Origin of the sequence: Chitinophaga sp. HK235 (assembly GCF_018255755.1) — a bacterium.
Taxonomy (GTDB): domain Bacteria; phylum Bacteroidota; class Bacteroidia; order Chitinophagales; family Chitinophagaceae; genus Chitinophaga.
The window spans coordinates 5,505,976-5,529,902 of the sequence record NZ_CP073766.1 but is presented as its reverse complement, the minus strand read 5'-3'; the positions used below and the strand labels follow the sequence as shown (position 1 = coordinate 5,529,902).

Here is a 23,927-nt window from a genome sequence, read left to right as displayed (position 1 = left end):
CCTGTTAATTTAGTTTAAATATTGTGCTTGGCATTGTACGAACAACACCATCCGGGCCTTTTACTTTTACGTTTTCGAAGTAAACTTCATCACCCGGACGCAGGGAACGAATGGAGGCAGCAACGTTGCTTGGGAAATAAGCGGAGTTAGCTTCACCTTCCAGGTAGTCCTTACCTTTAGCAGATACACCGATACGGTAACCTACTACGTCGTATTTTACGCCTTCAAATTCGAAGTCTTCCAGTGCAGCAGCGAGACCCATCTGAACTTTAAAGTCAGCTGCTTTCATGCTGCCACCTTTGTTGAATCCCACTTTCAGCACCGGATCCGGTACTCTTTTTACGCGGAATTCTTTCTGACCCAGGCTTTTCACTTTACCGTCGATGTTGGCTACTACGTTGATCACCGCTTTACCAGGCTGGCTAACGGTTACAGTGTATTCACCGGAGCCGCGTTTAGCAATGTTTCCACCGCTGATGGAAGCAGAAACGGCTTCAGCAGGTACACCGGCAGCAGAGATAGAGATCGGGTTCTGCAGACCGATATAGAGCACGTTCATCTTATCGGCAGAAATGGAGGTGGTAGAAGCACCTACGTTGTACGTTTCTGTGAAAGACTGTGTGATAGGATCACCACCAGTTGGGTTAGGCAGAGAGATAGTACCGGAGATGGTTTTTTCACCCAGGCCACTCACGGGGAGGGAATAGGTAGCTAAACCTTCAGTAGCGGTAATGCTCTGACCGTTAACGGTGATAGTTGGATTAACCGTGCTGCTGTAGGCACCTACTGCGATTTGAGCAGTGAGGGTCTGGCCAGCCATCAGGTTTTTAGAGTTAAGGGAGATAAAGGGTCTGATTTTATCGAATTTGAAGTTCTTCGCATCAATCTGGCGATAGAGGTCATCGATAATAGCAGACTCAGAGTTTTTGATATCATTCTGGAATTTACCCAGGATGGTAACCGCAGCGATGGTAGGTACCATGTTGAAGTGGTAGGTAGTCCAGGTTTTAGGGCCTGCACCGGTGTGGTCATCGCCTGTGGATTTACCCACTTCAATTTTCAGTGGTAAAGTTTTTTCAAATTTTGCTTTGTCTTTAGCTTCAACGAAGGCGAGCAGCTGACCACGCAGTGCAACCAGTTTAGCTTCCAGTTCAGGACCTTTTTTCATGTTCTCCATCACGCGGGTAGGAGCGTCCAGACCGGCTTTATCTTTGATATCACCGTGTTCGTCTTTACCACCGCTTTCAGTGATGATGAGGTCTTTCAGTGACTCAATGTATTTATAAGCGTCGTCAGAAAGTTTTTTCACCTGTTCAGCTTTTGCTTTCAGGGGAGCCACTTTCTCAGCGTTATCCTTCATCTGTTCCGCAAACTGCTGATAAATCAGGTTGTTTTTATCGGTAAGGGAACCGTTGGAAGTAACGATAGAGTTATTGACGATATTAAAAGCGTTCAATATTTCAGCAGAGACGTTCAACGCAAGCATGGCCGTTAAGACCAGGTACATGATGTTGATCATCTTCTGCCTAGGATCTTTAGGTAGTGCCATAGTTTTCTTTCAGATTTAATTGATGATTGGTTAAACTATAAGCAGTACATTATCTGTTTCCGTGCATGGCAGTCAACATGTTGCCATAGATAGCATTGAGGTTGCTCAGATTTTTTGCCAGCAGGGTAATTTGTTCCTGTGTTTTCTTTGCATCTTCGATGCTGCCACTCATTGCGGAAGAAGCTTTTGACAGGTTGCTGTAGAAAGCGTTCATCTGTTTGAGGTGGTTGTTGGTATCCTGCAGTTCGAGCTCGTAGATGGTATTCAGGGAAGCCAGATTTTTGGTCATGCCCTGCATTTGCTCGTGGAAACTTCTGGTAGACTCAGATGCACTATTGAAGGAAGATACAGCGGAAGCAGCAGTAGTGTAGGCGTTAGCCACGTTACCGATTGCAGCAGCAGCTTCTCTTGTTTTCTGAGTGTAGTCACCGGTAGCAGCTACTACGTCGCTGATATCTCTCATTTTATCAACGGTAGTTCCCAGTTTCTGGAAGTTTTCGCTGAGGCGTTGCAGATTAGCAGGAGTGATGTCTGCTTCCTGCAGCATTTTGTCGAGGCCGGCTACTGCGGGGCTACCTGCAACCGCTACTACCTGGCCTTCTGCATGGGAGGCACCGGAATCAGGTACAAATGCGTATACGAAAAAGATGAGCGCTTCTGTGCTCAGACCTAAGATCAAAGCGATATCAGCACCCCTCCAGTGTTGCAGTTTAAATAATGCTCCGATAATTACTACGGAAGCCGCAATACATACGAAAAAGTTCAGCCATTTAGCTTTGTTAGGATTCATAGCCATAGGTTAAAATTTACTGGTTAAAGTGTTTAGTGTTAAAGTTCTCTGTATGGAATAGTTATTACTCACTGATTTGCTTACGGTGTGCATAAATAATGGCTTTACTGGTTAAACAAATACCGGTTATCAGCTATTACTATTTGTGTTTGTTTCTTCTGCTCAGCGCTATCGTACAACGGAAACCAACATATGATTTCGCACTATCCTGATATTCATAAGTTCTGGTACCTGTTTGCAGGAAGTATCCTACGTCTTTCCAGGAACCACCTCTGATGGCTTTACGTTTCATTTTCAACGGAGCATCATCAGGAACATCCATTCTCAGATAAGGGTTCATATCAGAGGTAAAGGAATAGGCATTTTCATAGAAGATATCGGCAGTCCATTCAGCAACGTTACCTGCCATACAGTAAAGGCCGTAATCGTTAGGCCAGTATGCATCTGCACGTACGGTATAGAAACCACCGTCTTCCGGATAGTTACCGCGGCCAGGTTTGAAGTTGGCCAGCAGACAGCCTTTTTTATTGCGGATATAATAACCACCCCAGGGATAAGGTGTTTGCTCTCTTCCGCCACGGGCGGCATATTCCCACTGAGCTTCTGAAGGCAGCTGGAATTTGTCTTCCGTGAATAATTTTTTAGAGTTTCTGTAGTCTTCCCAGAATTTACTTCTCCATTCGCAGAAGGCAGTAGCCTGGTGCCAGTTAACCCCAACAACCGGATAGTTGTCGAAAGCCGGGTGCCAGAAGTACATACGGGTCATCGGCTCGTTGTAGGCATATGAGAAGTCTCTGATCCAGCACAGGGTGTCCGGATAGATGGGAACGTCTTTCTTTACGATAAACGTAGAACGGGGCTTGCCGAAGTTCTCCCTCAGTTTGGCCTTGTCCCAGTTAAAGGTTTCCTGGTGGTAGATCAGTTTTCCAACGTCTACATCTTTACGGCCGTACAGCCTGTCGGCTTCAGAATAGATCATCGCGTCCAGTTTCTCTACGGTCGCTTTATCGCGCCAGTTGATCTTCTGTTTCCAGTCAATGATATCCTGTCCGTCATCATGCTTTACATGACCAAGCAGAATGTGCGCAATAGAATCCTGAACCCATTGTACAAACTGGCGGTACTCGTTATTTGTAATCTCCGTGGCGTCCATATAGAAGCCGGAAATTGAAATAGACTTGTTACGCGCAGTGTAGGCATAGTTCACATCCTCATCGCTGGGGCCCATGTGAAAAGTTCCCGCGGGAACATAGACCATCCCGTAAGGTACAGGGGGGGTGTACTTTGGTCTGGGGCTTACGCCGATCAGTTGCCCTTGTGCGTTTTTGGGGCCTTTACTACCGCCACAGCTGGCCAGCAGGGAAACCAGCAGAACTGCCAACAGACCTCTTAAATAGTTAAGCTTCATAAGGGTAGCTTTCATCAGAATATGTTTTTCTATTAACCAGCCTGGTGCTTTTTGCCTGAATGCAAGGGAACACATTTCTCATACTATCACCCGCTTTGTTTATATGAAAGATAGCAAATGTAATAATAAAATTTAATTTGTAGTCACTTTTTATCCAACTTTTTCAATTCCACATACCTTGGTTCGGTAACTAATTTAAACGTATTTTTTAACATTTTATTATATCACCGGTCCAACATTTATTTCCCTTGACCTACCCTTATAACGGGCAAGTTACATAATTATTCTATTAAATTAATAATTTCTTGTATATAAAAAACCGGCTTAATACAATGATAATCCTTGCATAAATAAACTAATGTGTCGTTTTCCCGGTATCTATCCTGTAAGAGCGGAATATCCGGCTGATCTTTTTCAGACCCGATTAAAATTCTGAACGGAATAAACCAGTTACCCGCCTCATTCATTCTGGCCCTGAAATCTTTTCCTACAACTGCTATTTCCGGGGTACCTTTTACAAACTGAAGTAACTGGCTCGCCCACACGCCGAAGGAGGTTGGATATCTTACAATAGTCTGGGAAATACCGGATAACGCGGCTACCGCTTTATTCCCCCAATCTTTATTATCGAAAACAACAGAAAGGTACCAAAGGTTTTGCGCCATCAGTGCATTACCGCTGGGCACAGCCCCATCGTACACTTCTTTTTTACGCACAATCACATCGTCCTGTCCTTCAATGGTATAGTAGAAAAGATGACCACCATCACCAAAATGATCATTCACAAAAGCCGTGATATCATGCGCCTGGTGCAGGTAACGGGTATCACCGGTCACCTCCTGCAGCGCAATCAGGGCGCGTATCAGGCAAGCATAATCGTCGAGGAAAGCGGGATATTTGGCCTGACCATTTTTCCAGGTATGATAAAACGCCTGCGAACCATCCTCCTGACGGAAATTTGTCAGTAGAAAATCCATATTGCGGACTGCCATCTCCCGGTAGGATTCATCCCCCAGCGCAGCGTAAGCCCTGCAACAGGCATGTACCATCATAGCATTCCAGCCCAGCAGTATCTTATCGTCCAGCCCCGGGCGTATTCTGTTGGCCCGCACTGCCAGTAGTTTTTCCCGGCAGCCCTTCAGCATGGCACCCAGCACTACCGGATCATAGCCCTTTTCGGCGGCAAACTGTTCCAGCGGCTGTTGTATCCATAATATATTCTGTTCTTCCCAATTGCCATGCTCAGTCACATCATAAAACTCGCAGAAAGGACCAGCCTGTTCTCCCAGGATATGATATATCTCTGCCTTGCTCCAGGTATAAAATTTACCTTCCACTCCTTCAGAGTCCGCATCCAGTGCGGCATAGAAGCCACCTTCCGGAGCTGTCATCTCCCGGGTGATGAAGGTCAGGGTATCTTTCACCGTTTGTGCGTAAACGTTATTACGGGTCAACTGCCAGGCATCACACAACACATCTATCAGCAATGCATTGTCGTACAACATCTTCTCAAAGTGCGGGGCCAGCCATTTTTCATCAGTGGAATAACGGGCAAAACCGCCGCCCAGCTGGTCGTAGAGGCCACCCTGCAACATTTTATCGAGTGACAGCAGCGCCTGTTGCAACGCGGCAGGATGCCTGAAAGCATGGTGATAACGCAGCAGCCAGCCAATGGTAAAAGTCTGTGGAAACTTGGGAGCCCTTCCGAAGCCGCCCCATACTGTATCTGCCTGCTTCAGGATATTCTCACAGATGGTATCGCACTGCTGACGGGTAAACAGCTCTTCCCGGGGAATATTGATATTAATACCGGATTGCAGACCAAACTGGCTCGACTGGTCTATATGCTGGGTAAGGTTGTCGGCTTGTGTTTCAATCTCTTCCCTTTTGTTGGCAAACGCATCGGCCAGTGCCAGCAGCACATCCTGCCAGGAAGGCCGGTTATAGGCTTTTACCGGTGGAAAGTAAGTACCACCATAAAAAGGTTTTTTATCGGGGGTGAGAAATACGTTGAGAGGCCAGCCTCCCGCGCCGGTCATCGCCTGCACGGCATCCATATAAATATGATCCAGATCGGGCCTTTCTTCCCGATCAATCTTGATATTGATAAAATGCTTGTTCATGATGCCGGCGGTAGCCGCATCCTCAAAACTTTCCCGCTCCATCACATGACACCAGTGACAAGCGGCATATCCAATGCTCACCAGGATAGGTTTGTCTTCCGCCCTGGCCCGTTCCAGCGCCTCTTCTCCCCACGGATACCATTCCACAGGGTTATGCGCGTGTTGCAATAGATAGGGACTGGTTTCACCTGCAAGTTTATTCATGGAATCCGCTTAAGTGGTTGAATTGGAACAGTTGATTTGCTAAAATATACGGTACAAAGAAATTTATTTTTGGTCAAGATTAAAAAGATTTTGACAGATTTCCTTTACCGGCGGAAAGATTTTTCAGGGAATTGATGAGAACGGGAGGGGAGGAGAGAAGGCAGATGATAGAAGATGAGGCCCTACTGCGCTAGCTCTGCAGTAAAAAAACCAGGGATGGCAAATGCCATCCCTGGAAAACTATTTATGCGACACAATTCGCTTATTTCTTGTTGACAGTTGCCAGGTACTGGTCCAGCGCGGCCGCCATAGAGGGAGCCTGTGGAGCAGGAGCCTTAACATCCAGTCTTAATCCCGCCTCTTCCACTGCTGCGGAAGTAGTAGGCCCGAAGGCCCCGATACGGGTACCATTCTGTTCAAAAGATGGTACGTTCTCAAACAGTGATTTCACACCTGAAGGACTGAAGAAAACGATCATGTCGTAGCTGGTTTTTGCCAGTATCTCCTTTACATCGTTGGAAACGGTTTTGTAAAGGGTAGCAGTAGCATACTCACATTTGTTCGCTTTCAACCATTCTTCGATATCCTTTTTCTGACTGTCTGAGCTGGGAAAGAGAAACTTCTCATTATCCCGGTGTTTGTTCATCACTTCCAGCACACCTTTGGTGGAACCGTCAGCTCCGTAAAACACTTTCCGCTTACGATAGAGGATAAACTTCTGCAGGTATAAAGCAACTGCTTCTGTGATACAAAAGTACTTGCAGTCCTGCGATACCTTAACCTTCATTTCCTCACAGATCCGGAAGAAGTGATCCACTGCATTGCGGCTGGTGAAAATAACCGCCGTAAAAGTCAGTATATCAATTTTCTGTTTCCGAAACTCCTTAGCGGGTAAGCCTTCCACCCTGATAAACGGATAAAAGTCCAGTTTTACATTGAACTTTTTTGCCAGATCAAAATAGGGAGACTTTTCTGTTTCAGGCTTAGGTTGAGAAATTAGGATTGACTGAATTTGTTTACCTTGCAAATCTTTTTTTGGCCCGCCTTTAATCATACTTTTTTTGCTCTTGTGTTAACAATAGGCAGTAATCAGGGATTACCAGTTAACCAGATATTCAGTAACACCTTTGTCAATATTAGTACCGGCGCTACTTCGAATGCGCAAAGGTAAAGAAAAAAATGCAATTTACTGAAGGATAGGTATTGCTTTACTAGAGAATAAGATCTAATATACCGATATACAACAAGTAATGAAATGAAGAATATTGAAATATATAGGAAAGTACGGGCAATTTCCACATCACAGAAAGCCAGCACTACCAGGAAAGGCACCAGTAATACCCCCAGTATTTTGTTGATCAGATATAAGATAAAGATGTAGGCATCAGCCAGCTCGCTATTACCAAACAACCACCCACAGAAGCGCAGCATCATGTATTTGATACCGTATACAACCGCCACCAGGACAATCAGCCCCGGAATCAGCAGCCAGGGTTCTGCCTGCGGAAACACCTGCTGCCGGTACAATACCAGATACAGATATACTCCCAACGATATCGCAAAAAATACATTGAGCAGCATATTCGGGAACGGCGCCTGAGACAGCTGGTCTTTCAGCTGCCGCTGACTCAGTGTGGGATTAAGAAATGCCCGGAAAAGGTCTGTAAAATACTTGGTATAAGACAGACGGATAATACTCAGCAACAGTACGATACCCGCCACCACGTACACCAGCCAATCCAGGTTACGGTATGGCCGCAACGGGTTAGTATCATAAAACACTGGTCTTCCTGGCTTCAGCAAAATATTCTCGGCCGCCAGCTTTTTCAGGTACAGATCATATGCTGATACCGGCTGAGGCTTGGGTACCGCTGCCACAGCGGTACTGTCTGTTTTATGCGCGCTGGTGTCTCCCGGCAGGAATGTAACAGGCAGTGCTGCTTTACCAACAGTATCCCTTCTTACAGCGATGCCTACCGTGTCTTTTCTAACGGCAGCCCGGGCCGTATCCTTCCTGACAGCCACCGTAGCAGGCCGCGGTTTGGGACGAAGCGAATCCGCCACCACATGCGTAGCAGCAGGCTTCTTCTTTTTAACGACGGGGGCAGGCGCAGCAGTACTGTCTGCTGTTTGCGCCATGAGCGGTAAGTAGCTGAAAATTAATAGAAACAATAACCAGTTGCGCACCAGGAAAATATTTTGCAATGTCTTTATAATCGGTTTTTCAATTTCAACGCGTTGCCCTCATCACACCAACCAGAGGGCAATTAACAGTGTCCTGTTCACATAACAAAACTGAAACGTAATTTTGCTATTTGCAAAGATATTAAAATAGTCCATAGTTGACCTGTAAAACGGCAACAGCAGGCTATTATAAAAAACACGGATGGCTGGAATTTATTTACATATTCCCTTTTGTAAGCAGGCTTGTTATTACTGCAACTTCTATTTCTCTACTTCCCTGGCCGGAAAAGATAAGATGGTGGAAAGCCTTTTGCAGGAAATCGACCTGCAGCGCAACTACCTCTCCGGTGAGCCGGTACAGACGATTTATTTCGGTGGAGGCACGCCCAGCCTGCTCAGTACAGCAGAGCTGCAGCAATTGTTATCCCGCCTGCATAGCACATTTGAGGTGGCTCCCGACGCGGAAATCACGCTGGAAGCCAATCCTGATGACCTCGATATCCCTAAACTGGAGGCACTTCGGGATGCCGGCATTAACCGCCTGAGCATTGGCGTGCAGTCCTTCCACGAAACCGATCTTCGCTGGATGAACCGGGCCCACAACAGCCAGCAGGCGCTGGAATGTATCACCAATGCCCAGCAGCTGGGTTTCCGAAATATTACGATAGACCTGATCTATGGCGGTCCTACCCTCAGCGATGAAGGATGGGAACAAAACGTACGTCAGGCCATTGCACTGGGCATCCCTCACCTGTCGTGTTATGCACTGACCGTAGAACCCGGAACGGCACTGGACCATTTCATCCGTAAGAAAAAAATGGCTGCCACCGATCCTGATAAGGCAGCCCGTCATTTTGAGCAGCTGATGCAATGGCTGGAAGCAGCCGGCTATGAGCATTACGAAATATCCAATTTTGCGCTGCCTGGCTGGCATTCCCGACACAACAGCAGCTACTGGCAGGGTCGTTCCTATCTGGGTCTGGGCCCCTCAGCCCATTCCTTCAACGGCCATTCCCGGCAATGGAATGTGGCCAACAATGCGACCTATATGAAAAGCATTGCCGCCGGCCAGATACCGGCAGAAATAGAAACCCTTACCACGGCCATGCAGTTCAATGAATACATCATGACTTCCCTGCGCACCTCCGCAGGATGTGACCTGGAATGGGTAAGCGGAAAATTTGATGCCGCCAGTACTCAGCATCTGGAGAAAGAAAGCCGGCAATTTATTAGCAAAGGCTGGATGGTACAAGAGGGTAAATATCTGCGGCTCACCAGGGCGGGCAGATTGTTTGCAGATGGAATTGCAGCAGAGCTGTTTTTATGATAAAAGCGTTACATCGTTTTCTATAAAAAAGAAAGGAGATCACCTGTGTGATCTCCTTTCTTGCTAATAATTCAATATTAAAAGATATTACCAACCCAGCACATAAGCGAAGATCAGTGGCGCTACGATAGTCGCATCTGATTCTACGATGAACTTCGGTGTATGGATATCCAGTTTGCCCCAGGTGATTTTTTCGTTGGGAACAGCACCAGAATAAGAACCATAAGAAGTGGTAGAGTCGGAGATCTGGCAGAAATAGCTCCAGAAAGGAACATCTGTCCATTCCAGATCCTGGTACATCATCGGTACTACGCAGATAGGGAAGTCACCGGCGATACCACCACCAATCTGGAAGAAGCCAACGCCTTTACCAGCGGAGTTGCTGCGGTACCACTCAGACAGGAAGATCATGTACTCGATACCACTTTTCATGGTAGAAGTTTTCAGATCTCCTTTGATGCAGTAGGAAGCGAAGATGTTGCCCATAGTGCTGTCTTCCCATCCTGGTACGATGATCGGAATATTTCTTTCTGCGGCGGCGATCATCCAGCTGTTTTTTGGATCGATCTCGTAATTTTCTTTCATTACTCCGCTCAGCAGCAGTTTGTACATATACTCGTGTGGGAAATAGCGTTCGCCTTTATCATCAGCATCTTTCCATATTTTGTAGATATGTTGCTGGATACGGCGGAAAGCTTCTTCTTCCGGGATACAGGTGTCAGTTACACGGTTAAAGCCTTGTTCCAGCAGGTCCCATTCTTCCTGTGGACTCAGGTCGCGGTAGTTGGGAACTCTTTTGTAATGAGTATGCGCAACCAGGTTCATAATATCTTCTTCCAGGTTAGCACCAGTACAGGAGATAATGTCCACTTTACCCTGACGGATCATTTCCGCGAAAGAAATGCCCAGCTCAGCCGTACTCATCGCACCGGCCAATGTCACCATCATTTTACCACCTTCCAGTAAATGTGTTTCATATCCTTTGGCAGCATCCACCAATGCAGCGGCATTAAAGTGGCGGTAATGGTGCTGGATAAATTGAGAAACGGGTCCCTTGTTCATGTCATTTAATCATTTATACATTAACAGCCTGGCTCATAAAGCCTTAACAGCTGGCAAAGTTAAGATAATTTTCCAAGGGGGAACAGTGCGATAGATAATAATAAAAAAGGCCAACCAGGGATGGTCGGCCTTCATTCAATCAAAAGGTGGCACAACTAAAACTAAGCTTTTTTGAGACGGCTATGAACAGTAGTGGAACCGGTGCCATCGGCCTTTAATACTGTCCAGGTGTCCTTTCCTTCGAGGGTAACGAAATACACCACATTTTCATTAGAGGCATATTCTACCACACAGAAAATACTGTCTTTCGGATATTTTTTGTTGATCCGTGCGGCCAGGGGCAGCGGCAGCTGTTCGGGCTGCAGGTAGCGGGAAGTGGCGAGCAGGGTACCAGCATCATCAAAGAAGGCAGTCACTTTGGTGTTGCTCATAGTGAATTTGGCAGTGAACGTTTTGTTATCGTCTGTATACCATTTTACTTCACTGGCTCCAACGAAAGCTTCGGTGAAATTGTGCTGGATTTTGTTACTAACAGTAGTTTCGTATGCATTTGCAAAGAGGGCTCCGGTGCTCAGCAGGAAGGCAGCGCTCATTAAGAAGAAAAACTTTTTCATGTCGTAAAAATTTTATGGTGTTAATAATTTTTTGAGTTGGTTTTTTGTTTTCGATGACTCAAAGCTACGGCGGGAATGGACCATCGGTCAAGGCATACTTTACTGATGGAGGTACATGATAACTTCAGATATCCGCTAACGGACGTCCGCCTGACCGGTGGCGGACAATGGAGCATCTTCCGCAGCCCTGGCCTGTCTGTTGGTGCCACCTTGCCAATGTTGCATGGGTGTGTGTTAAGGTTCTGTTAAAGTGGATGAGAAATATGGTTCAACGTGAAAACTGGCATGAGCTCCTACATCAGTGGTTAAAACGATTGTTACATTTGTTATTCAAAACATTAACAGGGAGGCTTTATTCAATGAATTATCTGGCACATGCATATTTGTCGTTTCATCAGCCGGAACTGATCACCGGCAATCTGATCGCTGATTATGTGAAAGGACAACATCAACTGGAACAATACAGTCCGGGTATACAACAGGGTATCCGGATACACCGGGCTATTGACGCCTTTACCGACCAGCACCCTGTCACCAGTCAGGCCAAGACATTTTTCCGTGCTTCCTGTGGTCTTTACAGCGGCGTATTCACTGACGTTGTCTATGATCATTTTCTGGCTACCGACACTACCCGCTTTTCGGAAGACAGCCTGTACGATTTTTCTGCAGAAGTATATGATGTGATTACCGGTCAGGGCGATACATTGCCGGCAGATTTTCTGCGGATGTTTTCTTATATGAAGGAGTTCAACTGGTTATTTAATTACCGGCACAACGACGGTATCGAAAGAGCATTCCGCGGACTCAGCTCGAGGGCACAGCACCTGAAAAGCAGCCCTGCCATTGTATTTGCCGTTTTCCTGGAACACTATGAAGCATTACGTGGTTGTTATCAGGCTTTTTTCCCTGAGCTCCAGGCTTATGTGGAAAATTTGTTACAAAACGAAAACCGCTAACAGCTTGTTAAAGCCTTTCCGCCCACTTTCCCGATTCCATAAAAAAGGCTAGGTTTGGGGCCGCAATTTATCTGTTTTAAAAAGAAAATAAAGTATCAAAGGATGTTTAAAAAAGCAATCATCTTTGCCTTTGCACTGGGATTATTTGCCGCCAACGCAGGAGCACAGGATAAAAAACTGCCGCCATTGGATGCCAGCCCAATGGACATGGCGTATTACCCTCCCATGTACCCTTATGTGGTAAAAGTAAAAGGAGAACCCGGCACCCTCGTTGCCAGGGTGATATACAGCCGTCCGCAAACAAAAGGAAGAGAAATCTTCGGTAACCTGGAAGAATACGGAAAAATATGGCGACTCGGCGCCAACGAAGCCACTGAAATAGAATTCTTCAGACCTGTGACCATCGCCGGAAAAAATATTCCGAAAGGCCGTTACACCATGTACGCCATCCCAACAGAAAAAACATGGACCATCATCATCAATAAAGAAACAGATATCTGGGGCGCCTTTAAATACGATCAGCGTAAAGACGTTGTGAGAACAGCGCTTCCGGTAGTAGCACTCGACTCCCCCGTAGATGCCTTCACCATGGTATTTGAAAAAGGCGAGCCTGGTGCCAACCTGATCATCGCCTGGGATAAGGTAAGTGTAAGTCTGCCTATCCGCTGGTAACTGTGATGAATACTGATACTGCTGATGTTCCTGATGAGCGAAGATGACCAGGTGATTGGAGATAGAAGACTGGATTAAAGCGGATCAGTTTTGATAGCAGTAAATCAGTAGAAAGATAAAAAGGAATCGCCCATTGATAACAGTATCAATGGGCGATTCCTTTTTATTTATTTTGAATAATTCTACTGATTCTCTCTTCTTTCGATCAAATCATCTGTCCTCTTCGCTCATCAGGAACATCAGTAGCATCAGCATTCATCAAAGTAAAAAAGGCGGTAAGAATACCGCCTTAAAAATTTTAACCATATCCTATGAAAAACCTGAACGAATGTATATCGAATATCCGTACCCGTTAGGGTTCATTTGGTGAATGATATAAAAATGTTCGTGAGCGTGCTAAATATTTCCTTCAGTAAAATAAGAAAAGCTAAAATGGACAAATTATTGCGGGGCCTGTCAGGCGGTTCCAATCGCAAAAACTGAAGTATATTTGGAAAAACCACCAAAAATTGTTCATTATAAAATATTAAGACATGAAGCTGGGTACAAAACTCATACACGCAGGTGTAGCTCCCGATCCTTCCACCGGAGCCATTATGACTCCTATCTTTCAAACATCCACCTATGTGCAGAGCGCGCCAGGTGTACATAAAGGGTACGAATATGCCCGCACCCAGAACCCTACCCGCGATGCCCTGCAGAATGCCCTGGCAGCCATCGAAAACGGAACACACGGTGTTTCCTTTGGCAGTGGTCTGGCAGCTACTGACGGTGTTATGAAACTGCTGTCGCCAGGCGACGAAGTAGTGGCTACCAACGATCTTTATGGTGGCACCTACCGTATTTTCACCAAGGTTTTCGAGCGCTACGGCATTAAATTCTCTTTTGTAAGCCTGCGCGACGCTGACAGCATCGCTGCACACATTACTCCCAAAACCAGGATGATATGGCTGGAAACACCCACCAATCCGCTCCTGAACATTATTGATATTGCAGCCGTGGCCCGCATTGCCCAAAAGAACAATGTATTATTATGCGTAGATAATACGTTTGCTTCTCCTTACCTGCAAAATCCGCTGGACCTGGGCGCTGATATCGTATTGCATTCTGCCACCAAATACCTCGGCGGCCATAGCGATGTGGTACATGGTGCAGTGATCGTTAAAAACGAGGAGCTGGCCAAACAGCTGTATTTCATTCAAAACAGCTGCGGCGCCGTTCCCGGTCCGCAAGACTGTTTCCTGGTATTACGCGGCATCAAAACGTTACATGTACGCATGCAGCGTCACTGTGAAAACGGTGAAACCATCGCCCACTTCCTGCGCAATCATCCTAAAGTGGACAAAGTATACTGGCCCGGATTTACCGATCATCCCAATCATGACATCGCTAAACAACAGATGCGGGGCTTTGGTGGGATGATGTCCTTTACACTGAAGGATGATAACATGGAAGCAGCCAACCGCGTACTGAGCAACACCCATTTGTTCTCCCTGGCCGAATCACTGGGCGGCGTAGAGTCACTGATAGGCCATCCCGCCAGCATGACCCATGCCTCCATCCCCCGGGAAGAAAGAATCAAAAACGGACTGGCAGACTCCCTGATACGCCTTAGCGTAGGCATCGAAGACGCCACCGACCTGATAGAAGACCTGAACAAAGCCATCGGATAACGCGCTCATCAATCAGATTTTAATTCTTTCGGGGTAAAAATTATCTTTACCTGGTATATTATTTTACCAGAACCATATCCACAGCCTTTATCCACTAGTGGATGAATTAACCAGCTGCAACGGTACCTGCGGTACTGCTGCAGCTGGTTATGGCCTATGCCGGCTGCAGATGTACATGTGACAAACTATGAAGATCCAACAACTGAGGGACTTCCTGAATGCGAAAGCGGCCTATTACAATCATCCGGACTTTATTGCAAATGACCCCATTTGCATTCCGCACCGCTTCTCCGAATTACAGGACATAGAAATAGCCGGCCTCTTTGCTGCCATACTGGCCTGGGGCAACCGTACCAGCATTATCAACAAATGCACGGAGCTCATGCGCCATATGGACAACGCCCCCTATGACTATATCCGCCACCACGAGCCCAGAGAGCGCATGAAACTCATGGCCTTCTGTCACCGTACCTTCAATGGACTGGACCTGATGTATTTCGTGGAGTTCCTCCAACATTACTATACCAATATCACCTCCCTCGAATTTGCCTTCAGTGGCCATCTTAGCCCACAAGACGACAATATCGAAAAAGCACTCATCGGCTTCCATAAAATGTTTTTCTCCCTGGAACATCCTACCCGAACGGAAAAACATATTTCCACCCCGGCCAAACATTCTGCATGCAAACGATTGAATATGTATTTGCGCTGGATGGTCAGGAAAGATGAAAATGGCGTGGATTTTGGGCTATGGCAAAACATATCACCATCACAACTGATATGCCCCATGGATGTTCATGTAAGCCGCGTGGCTGCCAGACTGGGACTTATATCAGATGCGAAGTCAGACTGGAAAACAGCAGTAGCGCTCACCCACGAGCTCAAAAAGCTGGACCCCGAAGATCCGGCCAAATTCGACTTCGCCCTGTTTGGACTGGGTGTAATCGAAAAATATGTTTGATTAAAATAAATTACGGTAATGAAAAGATTATTGGGCGCCATTACAGCTATGCTGACACTGTCCTTCTCCGCCAACGCGCAGGATTACATGTCAATAAACTACAACTTCAACAAAGGGGAATTATTTGAACTGGAGCAGAAAAGCCGCAGTGAAACTTACATGACCGTAAACGAAGTAGTACAACGCACCACCCGCGACTACAACAACATCATCAGCATCGAGGTAACAGACGTACAACCTGGCAGAGCCCTGCTGACCTTCCGTTACAAAGAGCTGAAATTCAATTTCAACGCCAAAAACCAGAACATCTTTGTGGATGCAAAGGTCAGCAAACCGGACGAACCCTTTCAGGAAGGCCTGAAAAAACTGCTGAACCAGCCTTTCACCGTGGAATTACAGAGCACCGGCATTATCACCAAAGTAGATGGCCTGGACAACCTGCTCGACAACGCTGCTGCTGCTTTCAGCAGCCTCAAAAAAGATGAACAGGAAGCCTATAAAAAACTGATGAAAGACCAGTTTGGTACCGATGCCTTCCGCAGCTGGCTCGAACAACTGCTGATCATGTATCCGGTACATGGCATCAAAACCGGTACCCAATGGGAGGAAAGTGTACCCCTCCGCGGAGGCCTGGTAGGCCGTGTAGACCTCTACTGGAATCTCCAGACCTGGGATTCCCAAACCGCTAAAATCGGTGGTACTGCCAAAATACAAACAGACAAGGTTCAAACCCTCACCCTCGAGGATGATATAAAAGCCACTGCCGAAATCAGCGGTTCTACCTCTTCCAACTACCTGATAGCCCGCAGCAGCGGCCTGCCCAGCATCTGTGTGCAAACCACCGAAATGAACGGTAACTACACCTATAAGGTCAATAAAGCCAAACGCATCAAACACGATCTGAAAGTACCGGTGAAAGTAGTTACCAATGCTTCCTATAAAATAAAACAAATGAAATAATGCATCCCGTTCCTGCTCCATATCTACAGGAAACAGTTGCCTGGGCACAGCAAACCTTCGCGGTAAGCCTGCCCCCGGGAAATATCAGCTACGAACAACTGGAGGAAATGCTGGGCAGAAGACTGGAATATCTGATCAGTAATGATTTCCAGCAGTTTATCTTCTTACTGTATCGTATAGACGTGGCAGAGAAAAAAGTAAAACTGATCCTGGAAGCTGCCGCCGCAACAGGCTCAGATCCTTACCGTCCCATCGCTGCGCTGATCATTGAAAGACAACTACAGAAAATAGCATCCCGCGAAGCTTTCCGGCAGGATCATCTGCCGGATGATGAAGAGAGATGGTAAACACCGGGATACCTACATAAAAAAGCAGCAGTGATAAAATCCCTGCTGCTTTTTTTATGATTGAAGATACACACATCAGAACATCAGTTCCTTCACTTTTTCCTTGTCTTCCTTTTCTTTTTCGAGATCGAAGAAAGTACCGAATACCCTGTCCCAGAAAGCAGAGCTTACACCAAACCCTTTTTCCTCGCTCTTATAGTGGTGCAGATGGTGATTGCGCCACAGTGGTTTCATAAACTTAAACGGTGGGTTCCAGGCATGGATGGCGTAGTGCATACTGCCATAGATCAGGTAGCCCAGCAAAAAGCCCGGGAAAAACATAAATGTATACTGCCGCAGAAAAATATACTGCGAGCCGAAAATCGCGGAAGCGAGGATCAGACTCGGCACCGGAGGCATGAATAAACGTTGTTTGTCTCGCGGGTACTCATGGTGGTTACCATGCATCACATAGATAAAGCGCTGCACCCTGGGGCTATCGCTGGCAAAATGGAACATAAACCGGTGCATGATATACTCAAAAAATGACCAGAATAACATGGCTCCGAAGAATATCAGGGCAACCGTTCCCACTTTAAAACCAAGTGTGTCGTGGCTATAATAAAGCATATAGCCGATGATGGGCAAATACATTCCCCAGATAACCAGAGGATGCGTTTTCGTCAGCATCTCCAGGTACTGGCTTTCAAATAATCTTGCCTGTCCTTTGTTCTTAATCTTTTCAAATTTCATGAATCCCAGTTTTAACGCGCAACAGTTACGGGAAAATGAATTAACACCACTCTTATGAACCGGTGGATTACGTCCTGTGTCCCGCCGATTTCAGGTACAAAAGTACAACCTTCGTAGTAATTGGAATCTTTTAATTTATCCGTCAAAAAATTTTCAGGCGTAACACTACCGTTGTTTGTAATCGATCCGAAAATCCTGCAAATCCGGCTGGTATACACGCTTTCGCTGCAACTCATAATCATAAATGATTTTTCCTGCATCACGGAAGAATGGATAGCCATCCTCTTCATATTCGTATTTATTATCATTCAAAATGCCATCGCGGTTTACATAGATTGTACCGGTTAACATGAACTCTACATTATGCTCAAAATCAATGATATAAGCGGCGTCCGTCAGGAAACCGTATGACCATCCTGTCTTATTAAATACACGTATGTTCGACGGAATGTTATGCCCCGCTCCCTTAAAAAGAAAAAACTTCGTATAGCTGTCAAAGTATTCCGATGTATCATAAGCAGGGTAATCCGTTTCAGAAGGATATTGAGACATATAACGGTACAGGAACCGGTAATCCTGCGGCGCCAGCCTGAAACGCTGTGAAGCAGGTACTGACTGCGGAAATATAACAGTCTGTAACATCCGCTGAAGATCTTCAAGCGGCAGATTGTTATGCCGGGTAAAATCCATTGGCTCCGGCACTACGTTATCGTTCTTATCCATATACCCATGGCCGATTTTCAGTGTTTTACTGAAATCATACTGCAGTTTGCTGACAGCCGGCGCTTGTTCGTATAGGGTTTTACCGTTATTCACAAAACGGATGGCATTGGTATGTCTGTTTTCCTCTTCAGACAGCGGCATAAAGCGGCGCACTATACGGGCACGGCTATATCCTTTTTTCCACAGCCTTTCATGGATAGACTGCTGACCGATGAACTCGTAGAGACGATTGTACGCATCGTTGTCACTCACCAGGAAAATTTTTTTGATATAGTGATGAATGGAAGGAAGACCATTGGCAGCGGAACTGTCTGTATGTACTGTCACCTGCCCACTCCAGCTGCTGTCTGTCAGCATAGGCGTATTACCGTCGAGTCCACGCACTTTCAGCTCCCGCAGCTTTTCCAGCGCCAGCACTGCAATAGGTAGCTTCACGGTGCTGGCCGGATTAAAATACTGGTTGGCATCTACCTCCAGATAGTAGTTCTTAAAATGAGGCTTGTTGTCTGCATCCCGGTCAATCTGTGTATAGATCAACTGGTACCGGAAGGAGTCGGGATGCTGCAGGATATGCCGCAGGGAAGGCGTAGCTTCGCGATCAAACATATTCTTCAGTAAGGTATCGGTACGGGGCTGCGCCTGCACAACAAACAGACTGCAGCAACAAAGCAGCATCAGCAAACAATTTCGCATAGTCAATAGTGGTTCTGATCGCCAAAATATAAAATTATCAGCTGGCGGCTAAGAGCTTTCTGATCTTTTCGTTAAAGTTGCCCGATGTAAGGCCAAAATGTGTCTGTAAAGACTTATCCAACCCCTCGTCGGTATTTTCGGTTTTAAGCACCTCCAGCGCCTGCCGGATGCCCTGCCGGCGGATCTTATCTTTCAGCAACAAGGCGTTAATAGTATACTTCAGGCTGATATCACCTACAGTGACAGCTTTTTTAAAAGTCTGGTATAAATCTTCTCCGGGATGATCTTCCACATATTTCTTCAGCACTACCAGACAGGCTTCAAAAGACTCCCCCCAGGCACCATCGGCATAATAGGCCAATCCTTCTTCCGCAGCCCTGTTCACAGGCCTTGGAAGAAACTTAGCACAGTAAAAATGTACCAGGTCATGCGCATACCAGGGACTGCCCACACCACTCATAAAAATATTATTGTCCTCATCCGAGTCTCCCCGGCGCAGATAGTTGGCACTGGCATCATAGTCTACACCCTTGATACGCAGCAACTCCTGCGCATTACTGCAATCGTAATACAGCAGCTCAACCGGCTTCACGCCAAACCAGCCGGCCAGTTCCGTATTAAAACGATCAAAGCGTCTGGCAGCATCCATATCCAGCATATGAGGATATACGTAGTGAATATTGCCCACCTGCTGCCGGTTCCAGTTGCGGACTACCCAATCAATCGCCGGATAAAAGACAATCCTGTCCTGCCTGTCTTTGCCCACCATGCTGTATATTTTCCGGATAATAGGTTGCCCGTTGTTCATCCCCATGAATCCCAGCTTTATCAGGTATTCACCGGACTGCTTCAGCCGGATCACATTCAGCAACTGAGGCCGGAAGAAGTTGCTGTCGCTGTATTTTTTACTGTTCTCTATCCGTACAATTTCATCAAACCCCATCGTATAGTGCTTCAGGTAAGCACTGTCGGTATAAAGGGAGGGTTGTTCCGGATGATCTTTGTCACGGAGGAAACCATCCAAACTTGTCAACATTCTTGTTTTCAGCAGACTGTCAGCCGGCAGTACAGCCAGCGGGGAAACGGTAAAACGGGAATACTGTGCCGCAACACTCGCCGGTATGGCCAGCAGCGCTAAAAAGAGCAGGAGCAGGGATCTCATGTAAAGGGTTTTTTAATCTACCTAATTTATGTAAAAAACAGCAGGAGCATCCTTATATTTGGCCATTCATACAACCAGAACAATACAAATCATGAAACTCGTTAGTTATTTAAGGGAAGAATCCGACCAGCTGGCCATACTCGTAGAAGGGCAGTTGTACAACACTCAGGAACTGCATCCTGACCTGCCCAATAATATGGGTATGTTTCTGATGATGTGGGAAGATGTGATCGATATAGCCAGAAAGGCAGATGCCGACCTGAAAGCCGGCAAACACCCCGGTAGCGCCAAAGGCGTACCCGTAGCAAGCGTACAGCTGCTGTCGCCGGTACCCTTTCCAACTTCCTGCCGCGATGGCTACGCCTTCCGTCAGCATGTGGCTGCCGCCAGAAGAAACCGTAAAGTAGAAATGATACCCGAATTCGACCAGTATCCTATTTTCTATTTTACCAACCACAACGCCATACAAGGCCCTGGTGATATCCACTGCATGCCCGACCACTTCGATAAACTCGATTTCGAACTCGAAGCAGCCATCGTAATCTGTAAGGCAGGCCGCAATATTACCGCAGCAGAAGCCGATGATTATATCGGTGGTTTTATGATCATGAACGATATGAGCGCCCGCACCCTGCAGATGGAAGAAATGAAACTCAACCTTGGCCCCGCCAAAGGAAAAGACTTCAGCACCGTAGTAGGCCCGATGCTGGTTACACCTGATGAACTGGAATCCTTCCTGATCCCAGCCAAACCAGGCCATACCGGCAACAACTACAACCTGAAAATGACCTGCAAAGTAAACGGCATCCAGGTGAGTGAAGGTAATATGGGCGATATGGACTGGACCTTCGCAGAGATCGTGGAACGCTGCGCCTACGGCGTCAATATCCTGCCCGGTGATGTCATCGGTAGCGGTACCGTTGGCACCGGCTGTTTCCTCGAGCTCAACGGCACCGGTAAACTCAACGATCCCAACTACACCGAACAGTGGCTGCAACCCGGCGATGTAGTGGAAATGGAGATCGATGGACTGGGCACCCTTACCAATACGATCGTACAGGAAGATACCGACTTCTCTATACTGGCACTCAAGAAAAACGTATAGTCATGAAGGTTATTCCTGCCGAAATAAAGACAACAGAGCTACAGGCTTATTTACAGGGAGCTGTGGCACCACGGCCCATCTGCTTTGCGAGTACCGTCGATGCGGACGGACATCCCAATCTTTCGCCCTTCAGCTTTTTTAACGTCTTCGGAACCAATCCGCCTACGCTGATATTTTCACCATCACGAAGGGTAAGAGACAACACGACCAAACATACACTGGAGAATATTTACATCACCCGGGAAGTAGTGATCAACGTAGTCACCTACGACATGGTACAACAAGCCTCCCTGGCCAGTTGCGAATATCCCGAAGGAGTAGATGAATTTGTGAAAGCCGGTTTCACACCTGAGCCTTCAGAAAGGGTAAAACCACTCCGTGTAAAGGAAAGCCCTGTACAAATGGAATGTGTGGTAAAACAGATCATTGAAACCGGTACCCAGGGCGGCGCCGGCAACCTCATTATCTGTGAGCCCGTACTGATTCATATTAATGAGCGTGTCCTCGACGCCAAAGGCAAAATAGATCCGCATAAAATAGATCTGGTAGCCCGCATGGGCGGCGACTATTACTGCCGCGCCTCCGGCAGTGCTGTATTCGAAGTACCCAAACCCAACACACAACTTGGAATAGGCGTAGATGCGTTACCGTTAGGTATACGAAACAGCCGTATTCTGAGTGGTAACGACCTTGGCAAACTGGGCAATGTGCATGAAATGCCTTTTGTAGATGCTGCCTTCGAAGATGATCATCTCAAAAACATCATCCAGTATTATAGCATTACGCCAGAGGAGATGGAACGGGAACTGCACCAATATGCTAAAAAGCTGCTGGAAGCAGACAAAGTTAAGGAAGCCTGGCAGGTGTTGCTGAGTGCGTAACAAAGCGTATTCAATAACAAAGGCGCAAAGGAATTGATAAAATCCTTTGCGCCTTTTCTTTATTGTTACTGGTATTATTTCAAAACGTTTCCGAACACTTTCTTCAGAAGGTCTGTTGTTCTTGCGGCAGGGTTAGCGCGGATGGCAGCTTCTTCCTTACCGATCTGGTCAAACAGGGCATTCACGGCCATCGTGGTCACGTAGTCCTGTAAGTCAGGATTTACTTTATTGAAAGTAGTCGGCAGTTTATTGTATGAATTAACGATATCACCATAGAAGCGGGTAGCACTGGTGCTATCCAGTGATTTTTTTATCACCGGAGAGAAAGCGGATTTCAGCTGATCGGTGGTTTTGCCTTTGAAATATTCAGTAGCAGAATTATTACCTCCTTTGATCAGGTTAAGTGCATCCGTGAGAGTCATTTGTTTCACTGCATTTACAAAGATCGGAGCGGCAAATCCTACGGCCTTTTCCGCAGAGCGGTTGATCTGGAGGATAGCCTGGTCTACCTGTGGGCCAAGGCCGATGGCTCTCAAAGTATTACCAATTTTAACAGCGTCGGGAGGCAGGAGCAGTTTATACAGTTCGTTGCCGAAGAAACCATCTGTTTTATTCAGATTAGCGATACCGTTGGTCACGCCTTTCAGGAGAGCTTCCTTGATAGCGGAACCGGCTTCGGATTCTGTTACGCTGGCGCCGGTAGTGCTGGTGTTGGTGGTTGTGGTGGTGGAAGTGTTGGACTTACTGAGTTTTTTAAGTTTGTTCAGTAATTGTGCCTGGCTGGCTTGCAGGCTACAAACGCCCAGCAATACTAACAGTGTTTTTTTCAGCATAATGTTGTGATAATAAGTATTAATGTTTCAAATATAAAAATTTATTCGTGTATCGCTAAAAGCGGAATATGTGTCCGGTACGCTAGTTTGGCGGTATTGCTCCGTTTGAAGATACTGTCAAACAACCCATGTTTTTTAGGAATGGTGATCACCAGGTCGGCTTGAATACTTTCTGAAAACGTCACAATCCCCTGTATAATATTCGGATTATCAATGAAGTGATACTGTGGCTGATAGCCTTCCAGCAAAGTATCCAGCATCAATGTTTCAAAGGGTGTATCGGTGGTAAAGTGCTTGTTTTCATGGTCGATATTGATCACATGCAGTTCAGCCTTAAACACGGTCAACAGTTTCTTCAATGGCGCTATAGGCGTTGTGTCCGCTACTTTACAGAGGTCGCAGGCAAAAACCACTTTTTGTATTCCCTTGAATTTTGCCTGACCGGGAATGATCAACACCGGACAGGTGGTATGTTTTACCACATCGATGGTATTGGAGCCTACAAAGATTTCCTCCATCTTGCTGCCTCCGGTAATGCCCATCACAATAAGCGCTGCTTCTTCCTGTTTTACCACATCGTTGATAGTAGCGGCCAGCAGGGTATTATCAGCCCGTGTCACAATGCTGATACCAGCTCCGGCCGCGGGGGTTAATTCTTTCTGCATCTTTTCCAATCCTTCCACGGCGGCGATCCTCAGGTCGTCAGGGTTGACCATTGGAATGGAGGTAGGCACATCCGGAATGGGTACAATCAGTTCATATGCATGATACAGCACAATACGGTCTGCTCCCAGCTGTCCGGCCAGCGCCAGCGCATAGGCAGCAGCATTATAGGCGGTATCAGAAAAATCAGTAGGTACGAGTATAGTTTTCATATGACTAATTTTAAGATACAGAAAGTGATACTGGAAGTATTACTTAAAGTTACGACTGGAAACGGTATATGAGCGCTTCCGGGGAGGATATAG

The 23,927-nt window shown here is 46.5% G+C and carries 22 protein-coding genes; 9 read left to right on the top strand and 13 right to left on the bottom strand.

Going from position 1 to position 23,927, the window contains the following annotated elements:
- Positions 1 to 4 precede the first annotated feature (4 nt).
- The 6 genes from gldM to KD145_RS20800 all read right to left on the bottom strand — a co-directional run bounded on the left by gldM (position 5) and on the right by KD145_RS20800 (position 8,279).
- Positions 5 to 1,549, bottom strand: a complete 1,545-nt coding sequence (gene gldM, locus KD145_RS20825) for a gliding motility protein GldM (RefSeq protein ID WP_212001339.1) — start codon at positions 1,547 to 1,549, stop codon at positions 5 to 7.
- 49 nt (positions 1,550 to 1,598) lie between these two features.
- Complete coding sequence (gene gldL / locus KD145_RS20820; protein ID WP_245957415.1) at positions 1,599 to 2,339, bottom strand: gliding motility protein GldL; 741 nt, start codon at positions 2,337 to 2,339, stop codon at positions 1,599 to 1,601.
- Positions 2,340 to 2,478: 139 nt separating this feature from the next.
- A complete protein-coding gene (locus KD145_RS20815; protein ID WP_245957416.1) occupies positions 2,479 to 3,762 on the bottom strand; it encodes an SUMF1/EgtB/PvdO family nonheme iron enzyme in 1,284 nt (427 codons plus the stop codon).
- 266 nt (positions 3,763 to 4,028) lie between these two features.
- Positions 4,029 to 6,074 (bottom strand): thioredoxin domain-containing protein, encoded by a 2,046-nt coding sequence (locus KD145_RS20810; RefSeq protein WP_212001337.1) that lies wholly within the window; start codon positions 6,072 to 6,074, stop codon positions 4,029 to 4,031.
- Positions 6,075 to 6,336: 262 nt separating this feature from the next.
- Entirely contained in the window at positions 6,337 to 7,128 is a 792-nt protein-coding gene (locus KD145_RS20805) for a uroporphyrinogen-III synthase (protein ID WP_212001335.1), read from the bottom strand.
- A gap of 35 nt (positions 7,129 to 7,163) precedes the next feature.
- Entirely contained in the window at positions 7,164 to 8,279 is a 1,116-nt protein-coding gene (locus KD145_RS20800; RefSeq protein ID WP_212001333.1) for a DUF4271 domain-containing protein, read from the bottom strand.
- 181 nt (positions 8,280 to 8,460) lie between these two features.
- Here KD145_RS20800 and hemW point away from each other — a divergent pair, with 181 nt between their 5' ends.
- Positions 8,461 to 9,585 carry a radical SAM family heme chaperone HemW gene (gene hemW / locus KD145_RS20795; RefSeq protein WP_212001331.1) on the top strand — a complete coding sequence of 375 codons (1,125 nt, stop codon included), beginning with the start codon at positions 8,461 to 8,463 and terminating at the stop codon, positions 9,583 to 9,585.
- 87 nt (positions 9,586 to 9,672) lie between these two features.
- Here the strand turns inward: hemW and KD145_RS20790 are convergent, their stop codons facing one another.
- Together KD145_RS20790 and KD145_RS20785 are read right to left on the bottom strand one after the other, a co-directional pair.
- Positions 9,673 to 10,647 carry a deoxyhypusine synthase family protein gene (locus KD145_RS20790; RefSeq protein WP_212001330.1) on the bottom strand — a complete coding sequence of 325 codons (975 nt, stop codon included), beginning with the start codon at positions 10,645 to 10,647 and terminating at the stop codon, positions 9,673 to 9,675.
- 161 nt (positions 10,648 to 10,808) lie between these two features.
- Positions 10,809 to 11,261, bottom strand: a complete 453-nt coding sequence (locus KD145_RS20785) for a hypothetical protein (protein ID WP_212001329.1) — start codon at positions 11,259 to 11,261, stop codon at positions 10,809 to 10,811.
- 359 nt (positions 11,262 to 11,620) lie between these two features.
- On the opposite strand from KD145_RS20785, the gene KD145_RS20780 reads away from it, so the two are divergent.
- The 6 genes from KD145_RS20780 (at position 11,621) to KD145_RS20755 (ending at position 16,830) form a co-directional block, all read left to right on the top strand.
- Entirely contained in the window at positions 11,621 to 12,217 is a 597-nt protein-coding gene (locus KD145_RS20780) for an ACP phosphodiesterase (RefSeq protein WP_212001327.1), read from the top strand.
- Positions 12,218 to 12,319: 102 nt separating this feature from the next.
- Positions 12,320 to 12,889, top strand: a complete 570-nt coding sequence (locus KD145_RS20775; RefSeq protein ID WP_212001320.1) for a DUF2911 domain-containing protein — start codon at positions 12,320 to 12,322, stop codon at positions 12,887 to 12,889.
- 533 nt (positions 12,890 to 13,422) lie between these two features.
- Positions 13,423 to 14,562: a cystathionine gamma-synthase gene (locus KD145_RS20770; RefSeq protein WP_212001318.1), complete on the top strand. Its 1,140-nt coding sequence runs from the start codon at positions 13,423 to 13,425 to the stop codon at positions 14,560 to 14,562.
- A 187-nt stretch (positions 14,563 to 14,749) separates the two neighbouring features.
- Entirely contained in the window at positions 14,750 to 15,523 is a 774-nt protein-coding gene (locus KD145_RS20765; RefSeq protein WP_212001316.1) for a TIGR02757 family protein, read from the top strand.
- Positions 15,524 to 15,541: 18 nt separating this feature from the next.
- Positions 15,542 to 16,483 carry a DUF6263 family protein gene (locus KD145_RS20760; protein ID WP_212001314.1) on the top strand — a complete coding sequence of 314 codons (942 nt, stop codon included), beginning with the start codon at positions 15,542 to 15,544 and terminating at the stop codon, positions 16,481 to 16,483.
- Positions 16,483 to 16,830, top strand: a complete 348-nt coding sequence (locus tag KD145_RS20755) for a hypothetical protein (protein WP_212001312.1) — start codon at positions 16,483 to 16,485, stop codon at positions 16,828 to 16,830. Before KD145_RS20760 ends, KD145_RS20755 begins: the two co-directional genes overlap by 1 nt.
- Before the next feature lie 75 nt (positions 16,831 to 16,905).
- Here KD145_RS20755 and KD145_RS20750 read toward each other — a convergent pair whose 3' ends face one another.
- The 3 genes from KD145_RS20750 to KD145_RS20740 all read right to left on the bottom strand — a co-directional run bounded on the left by KD145_RS20750 (position 16,906) and on the right by KD145_RS20740 (position 20,140).
- Positions 16,906 to 17,562: a sterol desaturase family protein gene (locus KD145_RS20750; protein WP_212001311.1), complete on the bottom strand. Its 657-nt coding sequence runs from the start codon at positions 17,560 to 17,562 to the stop codon at positions 16,906 to 16,908.
- 165 nt (positions 17,563 to 17,727) lie between these two features.
- Positions 17,728 to 18,978 (bottom strand): serine hydrolase, encoded by a 1,251-nt coding sequence (locus KD145_RS20745; protein ID WP_212001309.1) that lies wholly within the window; start codon positions 18,976 to 18,978, stop codon positions 17,728 to 17,730.
- Positions 18,979 to 19,015: 37 nt separating this feature from the next.
- Positions 19,016 to 20,140, bottom strand: a complete 1,125-nt coding sequence (locus KD145_RS20740) for a hypothetical protein (RefSeq protein WP_212001307.1) — start codon at positions 20,138 to 20,140, stop codon at positions 19,016 to 19,018.
- 91 nt (positions 20,141 to 20,231) lie between these two features.
- Between KD145_RS20740 and KD145_RS20735 the strand changes: the two genes are divergently transcribed.
- The gene (locus KD145_RS20735; protein WP_212001305.1) at positions 20,232 to 21,245 is read left to right on the top strand and encodes a fumarylacetoacetate hydrolase family protein; all 1,014 of its coding nucleotides are present in this window, start codon (positions 20,232 to 20,234) and stop codon (positions 21,243 to 21,245) included.
- Positions 21,246 to 21,247: 2 nt separating this feature from the next.
- The gene (locus KD145_RS20730) at positions 21,248 to 22,126 is read left to right on the top strand and encodes a flavin reductase family protein (RefSeq protein ID WP_212001303.1); all 879 of its coding nucleotides are present in this window, start codon (positions 21,248 to 21,250) and stop codon (positions 22,124 to 22,126) included.
- 74 nt (positions 22,127 to 22,200) lie between these two features.
- Here KD145_RS20730 and KD145_RS20725 read toward each other — a convergent pair whose 3' ends face one another.
- Both KD145_RS20725 and KD145_RS20720 read right to left on the bottom strand, forming a co-directional pair.
- Positions 22,201 to 22,959, bottom strand: a complete 759-nt coding sequence (locus KD145_RS20725; protein WP_212001302.1) for a DUF4197 domain-containing protein — start codon at positions 22,957 to 22,959, stop codon at positions 22,201 to 22,203.
- Positions 22,960 to 23,000: 41 nt separating this feature from the next.
- Positions 23,001 to 23,834, bottom strand: a complete 834-nt coding sequence (locus KD145_RS20720; protein WP_212001300.1) for a universal stress protein — start codon at positions 23,832 to 23,834, stop codon at positions 23,001 to 23,003.
- Positions 23,835 to 23,927 lie beyond the last annotated feature (93 nt).

Bases quoted from the DNA above. Each gene is read 5' to 3' on its own strand.
- KD145_RS20805 (WP_212001335.1), bottom strand. From the start codon at position 7,128: ATGATTAAAGGCGGGCCAAAAAAAGATTTGCAAGGTAAACAAATTCAG.
- KD145_RS20785 (WP_212001329.1), bottom strand. From the start codon at position 11,261: ATGAAAAAGTTTTTCTTCTTAATGAGCGCTGCCTTCCTGCTGAGCACC.
- KD145_RS20770 (WP_212001318.1), top strand. From the start codon at position 13,423: ATGAAGCTGGGTACAAAACTCATACACGCAGGTGTAGCTCCCGATCCT.
- KD145_RS20725 (WP_212001302.1), bottom strand. From the start codon at position 22,959: ATGCTGAAAAAAACACTGTTAGTATTGCTGGGCGTTTGTAGCCTGCAA.
- KD145_RS20730 (WP_212001303.1), top strand. From the start codon at position 21,248: ATGAAGGTTATTCCTGCCGAAATAAAGACAACAGAGCTACAGGCTTAT.
- KD145_RS20720 (WP_212001300.1), bottom strand. From the start codon at position 23,834: ATGAAAACTATACTCGTACCTACTGATTTTTCTGATACCGCCTATAAT.
- KD145_RS20810 (WP_212001337.1), bottom strand. From the start codon at position 6,074: ATGAATAAACTTGCAGGTGAAACCAGTCCCTATCTATTGCAACACGCG.
- KD145_RS20780 (WP_212001327.1), top strand. From the start codon at position 11,621: ATGAATTATCTGGCACATGCATATTTGTCGTTTCATCAGCCGGAACTG.
- KD145_RS20755 (WP_212001312.1), top strand. From the start codon at position 16,483: ATGCATCCCGTTCCTGCTCCATATCTACAGGAAACAGTTGCCTGGGCA.
- KD145_RS20775 (WP_212001320.1), top strand. From the start codon at position 12,320: ATGTTTAAAAAAGCAATCATCTTTGCCTTTGCACTGGGATTATTTGCC.
- KD145_RS20740 (WP_212001307.1), bottom strand. From the start codon at position 20,140: ATGAGATCCCTGCTCCTGCTCTTTTTAGCGCTGCTGGCCATACCGGCG.
- KD145_RS20735 (WP_212001305.1), top strand. From the start codon at position 20,232: ATGAAACTCGTTAGTTATTTAAGGGAAGAATCCGACCAGCTGGCCATA.
- gldM (WP_212001339.1), bottom strand. From the start codon at position 1,549: ATGGCACTACCTAAAGATCCTAGGCAGAAGATGATCAACATCATGTAC.
- KD145_RS20790 (WP_212001330.1), bottom strand. From the start codon at position 10,647: ATGAACAAGGGACCCGTTTCTCAATTTATCCAGCACCATTACCGCCAC.
- hemW (WP_212001331.1), top strand. From the start codon at position 8,461: ATGGCTGGAATTTATTTACATATTCCCTTTTGTAAGCAGGCTTGTTAT.
- KD145_RS20745 (WP_212001309.1), bottom strand. From the start codon at position 18,978: ATGCGAAATTGTTTGCTGATGCTGCTTTGTTGCTGCAGTCTGTTTGTT.
- KD145_RS20750 (WP_212001311.1), bottom strand. From the start codon at position 17,562: ATGAAATTTGAAAAGATTAAGAACAAAGGACAGGCAAGATTATTTGAA.
- KD145_RS20760 (WP_212001314.1), top strand. From the start codon at position 15,542: ATGAAAAGATTATTGGGCGCCATTACAGCTATGCTGACACTGTCCTTC.
- KD145_RS20765 (WP_212001316.1), top strand. From the start codon at position 14,750: ATGAAGATCCAACAACTGAGGGACTTCCTGAATGCGAAAGCGGCCTAT.
- gldL (WP_245957415.1), bottom strand. From the start codon at position 2,339: ATGAATCCTAACAAAGCTAAATGGCTGAACTTTTTCGTATGTATTGCG.
- KD145_RS20815 (WP_245957416.1), bottom strand. From the start codon at position 3,762: ATGAAAGCTACCCTTATGAAGCTTAACTATTTAAGAGGTCTGTTGGCA.